General features: G+C 47.4%; 11 protein-coding genes and 1 riboswitch. Of the genes, 6 read left to right on the top strand and 5 right to left on the bottom strand.

The annotated features are described in order from the left end of the window. Positions 1–234 precede the first annotated feature (234 nt). Entirely contained in the window at positions 235–1,452 is a 1,218-nt protein-coding gene (locus tag ACXLDX_RS05275; protein WP_457576150.1) for an OmpP1/FadL family transporter, read from the top strand. A gap of 178 nt (positions 1,453–1,630) precedes the next feature. Here the strand turns inward: ACXLDX_RS05275 and ACXLDX_RS05270 are convergent, their stop codons facing one another. Next, on the bottom strand, positions 1,631–2,500 hold the full coding sequence (locus ACXLDX_RS05270) for a radical SAM protein (protein WP_457576149.1): 870 nt from the start codon (positions 2,498–2,500) through the stop codon (positions 1,631–1,633). 342 nt (positions 2,501–2,842) lie between these two features. On the opposite strand from ACXLDX_RS05270, the gene ACXLDX_RS05265 reads away from it, so the two are divergent. Further along, a complete protein-coding gene (locus ACXLDX_RS05265; RefSeq protein WP_457576148.1) occupies positions 2,843–4,855 on the top strand; it encodes a 2,4-dienoyl-CoA reductase FMN-binding domain-containing protein in 2,013 nt (670 codons plus the stop codon). A 169-nt stretch (positions 4,856–5,024) separates the two neighbouring features. Here ACXLDX_RS05265 and thpR read toward each other — a convergent pair whose 3' ends face one another. Further along, positions 5,025–5,567 (bottom strand): RNA 2',3'-cyclic phosphodiesterase, encoded by a 543-nt coding sequence (gene thpR / locus ACXLDX_RS05260; protein WP_457576147.1) that lies wholly within the window; start codon positions 5,565–5,567, stop codon positions 5,025–5,027. Further along, entirely contained in the window at positions 5,564–6,400 is an 837-nt protein-coding gene (locus ACXLDX_RS05255; RefSeq protein ID WP_457576146.1) for a tRNA threonylcarbamoyladenosine dehydratase, read from the bottom strand. The genes thpR and ACXLDX_RS05255 overlap by 4 nt, the downstream gene beginning before the upstream one ends. Before the next feature lie 112 nt (positions 6,401–6,512). Between ACXLDX_RS05255 and ACXLDX_RS05250 the strand changes: the two genes are divergently transcribed. From ACXLDX_RS05250 to ACXLDX_RS05240, 3 genes are all read left to right on the top strand, one after another. After that, entirely contained in the window at positions 6,513–6,917 is a 405-nt protein-coding gene (locus ACXLDX_RS05250) for a Fur family transcriptional regulator (RefSeq protein WP_457576145.1), read from the top strand. Continuing rightward, positions 6,917–7,159 carry a hypothetical protein gene (locus ACXLDX_RS05245; protein ID WP_228855387.1) on the top strand — a complete coding sequence of 81 codons (243 nt, stop codon included), beginning with the start codon at positions 6,917–6,919 and terminating at the stop codon, positions 7,157–7,159. The genes ACXLDX_RS05250 and ACXLDX_RS05245 overlap by 1 nt, the downstream gene beginning before the upstream one ends. Before the next feature lie 176 nt (positions 7,160–7,335). Beyond that, positions 7,336–7,941 carry a nitroreductase family protein gene (locus ACXLDX_RS05240; RefSeq protein ID WP_457576144.1) on the top strand — a complete coding sequence of 202 codons (606 nt, stop codon included), beginning with the start codon at positions 7,336–7,338 and terminating at the stop codon, positions 7,939–7,941. Between the two features lie 149 nt (positions 7,942–8,090). Here ACXLDX_RS05240 and ychF read toward each other — a convergent pair whose 3' ends face one another. Then, complete coding sequence (gene ychF / locus ACXLDX_RS05235; RefSeq protein ID WP_457576143.1) at positions 8,091–9,161, bottom strand: redox-regulated ATPase YchF; 1,071 nt, start codon at positions 9,159–9,161, stop codon at positions 8,091–8,093. 62 nt (positions 9,162–9,223) lie between these two features. Continuing rightward, a complete protein-coding gene (locus ACXLDX_RS05230) occupies positions 9,224–10,129 on the bottom strand; it encodes a HesA/MoeB/ThiF family protein (protein WP_457576142.1) in 906 nt (301 codons plus the stop codon). A gap of 235 nt (positions 10,130–10,364) precedes the next feature. Here ACXLDX_RS05230 and ACXLDX_RS05225 point away from each other — a divergent pair, with 235 nt between their 5' ends. Further along, positions 10,365–11,261: a hypothetical protein gene (locus tag ACXLDX_RS05225; RefSeq protein WP_457576141.1), complete on the top strand. Its 897-nt coding sequence runs from the start codon at positions 10,365–10,367 to the stop codon at positions 11,259–11,261. A 21-nt stretch (positions 11,262–11,282) separates the two neighbouring features. Next, a riboswitch (cobalamin riboswitch) is annotated at positions 11,283–11,470 on the top strand. Positions 11,471–11,710: the final 240 nt, after the last annotated feature.

Below are 11,710 nucleotides of genomic sequence, written 5' to 3'. Positions count from 1 at the left end.
GGCAAAGAAAATGAAAAAATTTACATTCACCTGAGAAGTGAATAGCCAAATTTGCTTGATATATCATAATGTATTGAAATCAAGTTATATTTACATTTTTTCATTTTCTGAAGTGCAGGATTTAGGTATGAAGTTGTTGTCTCTGCGAGTAGTTATGATTGGATAGGATCACTGTGAAGCGTCTGTCGGGATATGGCAGATTTGAAAATGAAATAGATAGAGAGGGAGATGAGCATGAAGAAAAGGATATCTGTGTTAGCGTTGGCCTCTATTTTTGCCGCAGGTTCGGCATTGGCATCCGGCTGGAGAATACCTGAACAGTCCGTTGATTCAACAGCAAAGGCAGGTGCAAATGTTGCGTCTGCTTCACGGGCTGACGCTTCTTACTACAATCCGGCCAATATGTCCTGGATGGAGAATACCTGGTATATGGAAGTTGATGCCACCTATATTTACCTCTCGGAGATAGATTATGAGGATGCGCGCAATCCCGCATTCAACTCCAGTTCCGAGTCCGAAAATTTCTTTGTGCCTACCGGTTTTGCTGTTTCTCCATTATTTGGCGGTTTTCGTTTCGGGTTGGCAGTGGTTGCCCCTTACGGTCTTTCAAAGCAATGGAAAGATCCTTATGCAAAAGCAGTAGCCGAGGAATTTTCCCTGACGGTAATCGAGGTTAATCCAACGGTTTCCTATAAGATCGGTGATATGTTTTCAGTAGCAGCCGGTCCCCGGATGCTCTATGCGGACGCTACTGTTAAAAGTGATGCCTCGGGTCTTGGAGTCCCACTGTCCAGAGATATGGATGACAGCACTGTGGAGTGGGGCTGGAATGTTGCTGTTGCTGCCAAACCGATAGAGCCACTGAATATTTCAGCAACCTACCGCTCCCATGTGGATCTGGATTTTGAAGACAATGCAAGGTTGAACCTCATGGGAACCAGGTTGACTCTTGATACCGATGTCTCAGTTCCCGCGCCTGCGGTATTCACCCTGGCGGTTGCCTATGATGTCCTGGAAAATCTGAATGTGGAACTGGGGTGGGACCGGACATTCTGGTCAGAGTACGATAATCTTGACTTTAATTTTTCTCCAGCAGTTCCCGGCAATCCCTTCGAGGCACCGGTCAAAAAAGATTGGGACGATTCGGATGCCTTCCGCATCGGTCTGACATATCAACTCAACGATGCCCTGACCCTGATGGGTGGCTTTGCCTTTGATAATAACCCTGTACCTGATGAAACAGTTTCATTTGAGCTGCCCGATTCCGATGCTTTTCTTTATTCCCTTGGAGCCCAATATAAGATCAATGAAAATATGGAAGTGGGTCTTGGTTTCCTCTATGACTATAAGAAAACCAGAACAGTCAAAGTAGCGCCGACTGACCGGGTTTACGGTGAGTTCACCAATGCATCAGCTATTTTGATTACCGCCGGGTTCAATTATAAATTTTAAGGTAAATTCACCGGGGCACCAGTGAGCAGTTTTGTTTTTGGGTGTGTCTGCCTGGAGATAAGCAAGGAGCCCAGAATTGCAGCTCTTTACTCTTAAACAGAGAAAAGAGCTGCTTTTTTTGAGTCTGAGTAGGTGATTGTTCATATCATGGAGGTGTCACGGCTTCAGACTGAAGAGATTAGAGACCCCGCATCGCTTCAGGTTTCAGGTTGATTTTTCCCTGGAGAGCCCTGCTGATCAACTCCAGAGTCGCAGCTTTATCTCCCGGCAGTTTTGCTTTGATCGGCAGATAGTTAGAAGCGTGATTGGCGTGAAAATAGCCGTTTGAAAGTTCGGTGTTGTCAATCATAATAAAAAGTTCTTCCAGCATTTCAGTGGCATTCAAGAGATAGAAATCACCCTTTTGCCAGTCTTTGTACAATGGTGTTTCCGGGGTAAGCATTAAACTGAGTGCTCCCACGTATTCGGGATCAATTGCCGTCAGGACACGGCCGGTTTCTTTCGCATGGATATGGGATCGGTCTTTTCCGGCAATTCCAAGAAGAACGGTGATGGAGAGTTTAATGTCGCTGGCGCGGATCTTCTTACCCATTTCAATCATTCCAGCAGAATCTGAACCTTTGTTTATTGCCTGCAGGGTGATATCATCTCCCGACTCAAGTCCCATATAGGCAATAGCGAGCCCCAGGTCGCGCAGTTCTTCAAGATCTTTTTCACTTTTTCTGCGAATGGATTTGGTGTTTGCATAAACTCCGACCCTGGTCACCCAGGGGAGTTTTTCTCTGATGGCGGAAAGAATTTTAACAAGTCTTTTCTGGGGCAGAATAAGAGCGTCTCCGTCACAGAGAAACAGCCTTTCCTGATGGCGACAGTGCTGTGCGGCAAAATCAATATCAGACATGATGATGTCGTCGCTTTTAATGGAAAACCGATTTTCCTTATACATTCGGCAGAAGGTGCATTTATTATGGGAGCAGCCTGTTGTAACCTGTAACAGTATACTGTAGGCCTCGCTGGGCGGTCTGAAAATATTTCCCTGGTAGTGCATTGTGATTCTGTCCTCCCGATATGAAGTTATCGTTTACGTTAAGAGTAATATAAGTTATCTTTTTTGAAACCGCAAACTGTCCGTATGAAGACGCACTATTCCGGATCTTGCAAAAATGGCGTAATTACTCACCCCGGATTTTCACGGTCTCTTTTGTCCGCATAGGTAGGCTATAGCGAAGAAGAGCCTGCAAAAATCTGCGGTACCTGTGAGCAATTACACTTCAGAGGTTATAAAATCATAGAGTTGCTACCCCTGTGACCAGTTACAAAATGGCAGCTGTTACACCATCCGTTCTGGCCGGAAGTCTTACCAGAATAGTCTGAAGGAGAAGAGAATACAATGAGTACATATCGATATCTGTTTAAACCGTTGGATCTTGGTTTTACAACCTTGAAGAATAGAATTTTGATGGGTTCCATGCATACAGGGCTGGAGGAAGGGAAAAATGGTTTTGAACGGATGGCAGCTTATTTCAGGGCACGGGCTGCGGGCGGTGTCGGTCTGATTGTGACCGGAGGTGTTGCTCCCAGTCGGGCAGGATGGATAGCACCGTTTTCAATTCGTCTTTCGAAAGAATCCCAGGTAAACCGACACCGCCTTGTGACGGAAGCTGTCCATGGCAGCGGAGGGAAGATCTGCATGCAGATCCTCCACTCCGGCAGGTACGGTTACCATCCCCTCTGTGTTGCTCCCACCTCCATCAGGGCACCGATAAACCGGTTTAAACCGAGAGCATTGAGCAGCCGGGGAGTGAGGTCAACCATCGACGATTTCATCAAATGTGCTGTGCTTGCCAGCAAAGCAGGGTATGACGGAGTTGAGATCATGGGGTCGGAGGGTTACCTGATCAATCAGTTTATTGCGGCAAAAACAAATCGACGTGACGATGAATGGGGAGGTTCATTTGAGAAAAGGATTCGTTTTCCCCTGGCTATCATAAAAGGAATCAGAGAGGCGGTCGGCAGGAATTTTATCATTATTTACCGTCTTTCCATGCTTGACCTGGTAAAAGACGGGTCAACCTGGCAGGAGATTCTCCACCTGGCCGGAGCAGTGGAAGAGGCAGGAGCCACAATCATCAATACAGGTATCGGCTGGCATGAGGCAAGAGTGCCGACAATAGCCACCATGGTACCGAGAGGTGCGTTCACCTGGGTGACAAAAAAACTCATGGGTGAGGTATCTCTGCCCCTGGTAACCACTAATCGGATCAATATGCCTGTGGTGGCGGAACAGATTCTCGAGAGTGGATGTGCGGATATGGTCAGTATGGCCAGGCCGTTTCTCGCAGATCCCGAGTGGGTCAGCAAGGCGGAAGGCGGGAGAGAAAAAGAGATCAACACTTGTATTGGCTGTAACCAGGCCTGTCTTGACCATATTTTTACCCGCAGAACTGCCACATGTCTGGTCAATCCCAGGGCATGCCATGAGACGGTTCGTCCCTTTGTCAAAAGTTCATCTCCAAAACGTGTAGCCGTGGTAGGAGGAGGTCCGGCCGGTCTCGCGTGCGCGACAGTAGCTGCCGCAAGGGGGCACAGGGTGACACTTTTTGAGGCAAATCCTGAAATCGGTGGGCAGTTTCGCCTTGCCCGGAGGATTCCAGGAAAGGATGAATTTGCAGAAACCCTGCGCTATTTCGAGCACCAGCTTGATCTCAATCAGGTGGATGTGCGGTTGAACCGCAGGGCTGTACCGTCAGATCTGCGGGGGTTTGATGAAATTGTTCTTGGTACAGGTGTTGTTCCAAGGGAAATTAAGCTGAAGGGTGAGGGAAAAATAAAAATTTCACTTTACAGTGAAGTTCTCCTGGGAGAAAAGAGAATCGGAGAGCGTGTGGCTATTATCGGTGCCGGTGGAATCGGCTTTGATATTGCGGAATTTCTTCTTCACAGGGAAAATTCAGGACAATCAGTGGAATCTTTTATGGCCCTTTGGGGAGTAGACAGAGAATACAGGGTTGGGGGAGGTCTGAAGAAACCTGGATTTATCCCTGCTGACAGAGAAATTTTTCTATTACAGAGAAAGAAGACCAAGCCCGGTGCGGGGCTCGGCAAGACTACGGGCTGGATACACCGAACAGTGCTTAAAAAGTCCGGTGTAAAAATGTTGAACGGAGTAGAGTATCTGTTTATTGATGATGATGGATTTCATATCCGTCAGGATGGGAAAAAGAAGGTTCTGAAGGTGGACGATGTGGTTGTCTGTGCCGGACAGCTGTCTGAGTTGTCCCTTGCGGAGGAACTGGACAGGGTTGGTATTACGTATCATCTCATCGGAGGAGCCCTTAAAGCCGGGGAGCTTGATGCTAAAAGGGCGATTGCCCAGGGAGTTGAACTCGCTGACGGTTTTTGAAAGATGGCCTGAAATCGTAATTGGTCACAGGGGTAGCAACTCTGTGATCCTATTACCTCTGAACTGTAATTGCTCACAGGTGCCGCAGATTTTTGCAGGCTCTTTTGTTCGCTATAGCCTATCTATGCGGACAAAAGAGACCGTGAAAAGCTGGGGTGCCTGTGAGCAATTACTTGAAATCATATCGTTGCAGCAGGGTATGAATGGCTCCCTTTGGTGTAAGTCTGCTGGAATAGAGACTGAATCCGTTTACCGAAAACTCAGGGCTTTCCAGAAAACTGTTGGCCGCAAGAAACTGCTGCAACCGCTGAATCGGGCAGTTTTTCAACCTGGCCAGGGTGATGTGGGGTGAATATTTTCGGTTTTCTTCCGGAACACCGATTTTTTTGAGAGTGCGTTCCATTCGGTTACGAAGAAGAGTCAATGGCTCTTTCGGTTTTACTCCTGCCCAGAGAACACGGGGAGTGGAGCGGGGCGGAAAAACGCCCACCCCCTTGAGGCGGATGGCAAAGCCTGTCTGCTTCAGGGCTGTTTCCTGGAGACATTCCTGTATATCCAGTAATATTCCCCCTTCAACTTCGCCAATGAACTTCACGGTAAGATGGAGCTGGTCAGGGGGGACAGTCCGTGCCCGGGGCAGTGAACTGCCAAGTCCGGTTAGTCCTTTTCTGATATTTTCCGGCAGATCGACAGCAATAAAAATCCTTTTCAATTGTGTTCCTCTTCGGTGCTCAGTTGCAGGATAGCCATGTTGGCGATGATGAGACCAAAAATCCCGGTGATTGTTGGTAGGCTCCCGAGACTGTTGCGTTTTCTTCCTCTGTCTGCAAAAGGAGTTTCACCGATAATATTCTCTTCTGTGTTTTCCCGCGCTTTTTTATAATCAAAGTTGATTTTTTCTGTTGAATACACACACTGTATGCCCCGGGTGACATTTCTTTTTCTCAGTCGTTTGCGTAAGTGTTTTGCAAGAGGGCAGCCGGTTGTATCAAATAGATCCCCTGTCCTGACAAGCAGAGGGTCAGTGCGAAGGGCTGCTCCCATTGAACTGATTGTCGGAATGGCCTGGTGAAAAGATGCTGTCAGAAGCTGGGTTTTGGGATTGAGAGAATCGATGGCATCTATTAACAGATCCGGGGGTGGGGAAAGAATTTTTTCGAGAGTTTCTTCCCCTGCAAAAAGCTGCAGGGGTTCTATCCGGCAACGGGGATTGATTGACAACCCTCTCGCACCGGCTATCTCGACCTTCGGCTTTCCCAGGGTATGTTCCAGGGCGAGAAGCTGTCTGTTGATATTACTGGGTTGCACCGTGTCAAAATCAACTAGACGCAGATCACTTATTCCAGCACGCACCAGCCCTTCCAGAGCATATCCGCCAACGGCTCCAAGACCGACTATGGTAACCTTTCTTGATTGAAGCAGTTCGAATTTTTTATCGCCTAATAGCTGTCTGGTTCTTTTAAAACGGTCCATGGAATTAAAATAATGAAAATAGAGTTGCTGCCCGGTGAGTAAATACGGAGTGGATCGGAATATGGTTACCACACCTCTTCTCTGGCGAAAAGAATATTTTTTGCAGTGCACATCAGAAAAACAGGCTTGACACAGAAACGATAATAAATTACATATGATAATAGTTACTAACAACAGGAGCCCTATGCAACTTCGAATGACAAATCAGCGGGAGATTATTCTCAGTGAGCTGAAAAAAAGCAGACAGCACCTGACCGCCGATGAGTTGTATGGCAGGGTGAAAAAGGATATGCCGAGGATCAGCCTGGCAACCGTTTATCGCAACCTGGAAATTCTCTCGGAGGCGGGATTAATCGGGAAGCTGGAAATCAGTGGCCGGCAGAAGCGATTTGATTATGATGTCTCTGAGCATGACCATATTTATTGTGCGGTCTGCCACCGGGTTGATAACCTGGATATTGATCGTCAGGGGCTGCATGCCAGAGAAATCAAGGCAGTGAAAGGTTACCGTGTTTCAGGTTACAGGCTGGAGATTGTAGGTATCTGCCCGGCCTGTCAGAAAAAAAAGGAAGAAGAGGAGAAAGAATAATGAGTGGATGTGGATGTTCTGCAAAATCAAAGGAATTGAGCAGTGAGCACAAGCAGGTTCTTGAGGCCCTGGCAAAATGTGATGGTCCCTGTGGGAACAAGGATATCGTCGCGGCCACGGGGCTTGAAAAAAAGGTTGTTACCAGTAAGATCACCGCTTTGAAAAAGAAAGGTCTGGTGGACAGCCCGGTTCGCTGCAAATATGGTATTACGGACGAAGGAAAGAAGGCGATAAAGTGCTGATAATCCATACAAGAGGGATTATCCCTGCTGTTATGCTTTGAGGCAGACAGAAAAGTATATCGAAAAGGCCTGGAGATGGTAAACTGTCTTCGGGCCTTTTGTGTTTCTGCCTTTGTTACCAGTTACATACCATCTGGTATTGAAATGAATCTGATTTGACTTCAGTTGAGGATTCCATGGAAAAACTCGTAGAAGCGACAAGGACATATCGAAGATTTTACCAGAACCATAAAATCGAAGGTGAATTCCTGCATGGTTTGATCAATCTGGCACGACTGGGCGGTTCCGCCAGAAATTGTCAACCCTGGCAGTATATGGTTGTCAATGATATGGAAACCTGTGAGAAAATATTTCCATATCTCGGATGGGCAGGTTATCTGGCGGACTGGAAGGGGCCGGTGGCTGGAGAGCGGCCGTCTGCCTATATCATCTGTCTGCTCAACAGGGAGAGGTTGACTGGATCGGAGGCGGAAGCACAGTTTGACCTGGGGATTGCCAGCCAGAATATCATGCTTGGGGCGATGCAGCACGGTATCGGTGGTTGCAGAATTGCTTCAATCGGTGCGGGTCTGAGTCGTTTATTTATCATTCCCGCTCACCTGAAGATATCCCTGGTCATTGCCCTTGGTAAACCAAAGGAGACCGTTGTTCTTGAAGAATGCAGTGATGATTCAGCCGTCAGATACTGGCGGGATGAAGAGGGATTGCACCATGTTCCAAAGAGGACTCTTGCGAGTTGCCTGGTGGAGCTGCAACCGGCAGTTAAACCTCAATGTTGTTAAACAATGAGTCCCATTCTGACCTCGTCCGAGGGACGCCATAAACTCGTCCCTGGGGGCTTGACTGCAGCCGTCCTGGCTGCAGACACCCTCAGCCAAGGTCAGAATGGGACTTTCCTTAACCATCTTGTCCTTAAGTTAACGACATTGAGTTAAACCTTGAAACGGATATTGAGAATATCCCCGTCAACTACTGTATAATCTTTACCCTGAAGGTACATCTTTCCCTGTTTTTTCAGTTCCGCCTCACTGCCGTAGGTGAGCAGCTCATCATATTTCATGACTTCAGCCCTGATAAATCCTCTCTGCAGGTCGGAATGAATCACACCCGCGGCTAGAGGAGCAGCGGAGCCACGACGAACCAGCCATTGCCGCACCTCATCCTTGCCGACTGTAAAAAAAGAGATCAGGCCCAGGGCTTCCAGGCAGAGTCGAGTCAGTATTTCGAGGGCGGGTTCTTCTATACCCATGTCCGCCAGAAATTCAGCTTTTTCTTCCTCCGAGTCAAGGAGTGCTATTTCTGATTCCACCTGGGCAGAGACCGTCATGGCTTTTATTTTATCTTTTTCACAGACAGCCTGTATTGCTTCCAGAAGTTTGTTGTCGTTAATACTGTCTTCATCAACGTTGAATACGAGAATCAGTTCCTTTCTGGTGATAAACGGATAGCTTCTGGTGAGCAGCTCTTCATCTTCATTAAATTCGATAAGGCGCAGGGGTTTTTCTTCCTCCAGGTGGGTGAGAAGGCGTTCCATCAGGGTGAGCTCTTTCTCCTGTTCCCTGTCCTTGATTTTTTTCAGGGATGTTTTCAATCTTTCGATGCGTTTTTCGACAAAGATCTGGTCATGCATCAGCAACTCACCATTGATGGCTTCCGCATCCCGCAGGGGATCAACACTCCCCTCAACGTGGTAAATTCCATCATCTTCAAAGGCCCGCACAACATGGCATATTGCATCAACATCGTTTATATCATTGAAGATTGTTCCTCTGCTGATTGTTTCCTGTTCAATTTTCGGCAGGAGAACCAGATCAATTCGGGCCCTTGCTTCTTTCTTTGGGGTGTACATTGAGACGAGTTTGTCAAAGCGCGGGTCGAGTATATCCGCGGTTCCGGGAATGGCTTTTGGTTCCCCGGACTGTTCTCTCAGTTCATTTCCGGTGAGAATCTGGAAAAGGGTTTTTTTTCCAGTCTGTGGCAGGCCGATAATTCCAACTTTCATTATTACTCCTGGTGAAGCTTATTTTGACTTAGTTTTTGTAACCGCTCACAGGTACCACGTTTTCAGGTAAAGTCAATAAGTTCTGACGTATGTTCTCTGGTATCGGCAAGAAAAAGTTTTTTGTGCAGTTCGGGCGGTCTGCCAAGGAGCAGGGTTACAGCCTCCGCACATTCCACCGCGGCCATGTAGACAGCAGCAAAGGGCAGGGTGCCGAGTGTTGCCTCTGCACCTCGTTTTTTCTTTTCATCACCTTGCTGAGGCCGGACAGTGGAGTCCGGCTTTGCCGGTTCCGGGGTCCCGTAGATCAGTCTCAATCCGGGATCTCCCGGCAAAATCAGGGTGGCCTGACCGCAGCTTCCCCCGATGGCGGCTGAAACCATGGGAATGTCCAACTCTCTGCAGATATTTTCAAGAGTAAACCGGTCGGAAACAGTGTCCAGGCAGTCTATGGCCAGATCCACGTTCTGCAGCAGCTTCCTGCCGTTTTCTGCAGTCAGAAAGGTGTCATGGGAAACTGTTTCTACTGCAGGGTTAATTTCTTTGACCTTCCGGGCAGCGGTCAGGGCTTTGGAAGTGCCAAGGAGGGAAACAGTTGAGAGCAGTTGTCTGTTGAGGTTACTGTCATCAAAGACATCGCCGTCAATAAGAGTCATCCTGCCTGTTCCGATACGGGCCAGAATTTCCGTAACCGTCCCCCCCAGTCCTCCAAGTCCGATGATTGCAACATGGGACTGGAGCAGTCTTTTCTGGCCCTGGTTTGAGAGGGAGGTCTGGTTGCGGCTATACCTTTCCGGAACAATGTCGTTTTCCAGGGCTGCGAGTTCAATATCTTTCAGCGATTGATCTGTTTTTTCTGCCAGATGTGATACGTTTTCCACACTGAGGGAAACATATTGTGAACCATCGGGCCGTTTTTTCCTGATGGAAGAAGATCTGAGAAGGTGAAGAAAAATTTTCGACGTAATCATAATAACAGAATTTACCTCATGGGTGGCGATTTGCAAGTCGTCTTTTATTATTGTAATATAACAGAAATGATGTTTGAAAACGAAATGATGAATGGTTTTCCGGAGGTACAGGCAGAGGAAAACCGTATGATCAGGCACGGTGGATAGATATTGACTCGGTCCCGGAAAATGTTTCGGGCCTTTTTACATGAGGAGTTGTCGCAGGGGTTGCCTGCATTACGACTGAATGAACCATATGAAAAATGATAAATCAAAGGACAGCGGTGGACTTTTTCGGAAAATTCGTGAGAAGATTGCCGGGAAAAAAGTTGCAGAACCGGAGGAAGCGCAGGAGTTGAGCAGTGAAGAGACGCAGCGGATGATGGAGGAGTTTGAAGCTGTAGTCAACCATACCGGACCGATAACCGGCTGGGATTTTGATCGTGCCTTTGAGTTTATCGAGCAGTATCCGGACAGTCCCCAGGCGGAAATTCTGATTGGTCAGATGTATTCCACAACACCCCAGAGTCTGAAGGGACTCAGCTATTCCAGTGCCGTCAAGGTCCTGGAACGCATGCCCGGTCATTCCGGCAGGGACGCGATTATACGGGGGATGCGCAAGGTAGAGAAGGATTATATCAAGGAACTGAAATCCGATGTTATAGCCTACATGCTGAAAATTATTCCGGATCATCCCCTCGCCGATGAATTGACTACGGCACTGGCGGTAAAAAATCTGACAAATGCCTATGATTTTATTACCGCCGATCCGGAAAACGTCTATTCCAGGGCCATCATCAAGGCAATGTTTGACCGTGATCCTAATATTGCCCTGCTGCTTCTCCAGGAAAAGATGGACCATCCCCAGGTCGCCAGCATCTTTGAAGGGATCTACAATATTACCGATGATGCCGTAATTGAAAAACTGACACCTAACGCAATCATTTTTATTCTTGATGTTGCTCCTGATCATCCGAAGGTCAGAAAAATGATCGAGGTGCTTGTGGAAAATAATTATGTCAAAGCCTTTGATTTTGTAAGTGTTCATTCGGATCACTCCCTTGCAGAGACAATTAAGGAACTGATTCTCGAGAGAAAACCGGAACTGAAAAAACTGATCGATGAAATTGGAACAGGACAAAAGGCTGCTTGACATCGAGCAGGGAAGTTGGTATTTTCTGAAAGATTTTCAGATACTCTAAACGAGTTTAAAAGGGAACCCGGTGTGAATCCGGGACGGGCCCGCCGCTGTAACCGGGGACGAACGTTGCATGATGTCACTTTCTGCTGTTGGCAGAGGGGAAGGCGCAACTGGTAGGATGATCCGGGAGTCAGAATACCTGTCTGGAATGATATAATGAATCGTCTCCGTGGAAAGAGATGGGAATTCACTTGTTCGAGGAAAAATCAGGGATCCCCGAATCAAAATTTATTTTGATTCGGGGATTTTTTTTCTTGATTACCCATGAAACTCTGCCAAATTGTGGATGTGCCTGTTTTATCAGGCTGGCCTACGGTCAAAAATCACTGGAAATCTCAATTGATAAGGAATTCAAATGAAAAAGTGTCAGTCCAGATCATTTTATAATCAGTCTAATGTGA

The sequence above is a fragment of the Desulfomarina sp. genome (assembly GCF_054039375.1).
Note: the sequence above shows the minus strand (reverse complement) of the source record. Positions and strands in the feature narration are given on the sequence as shown.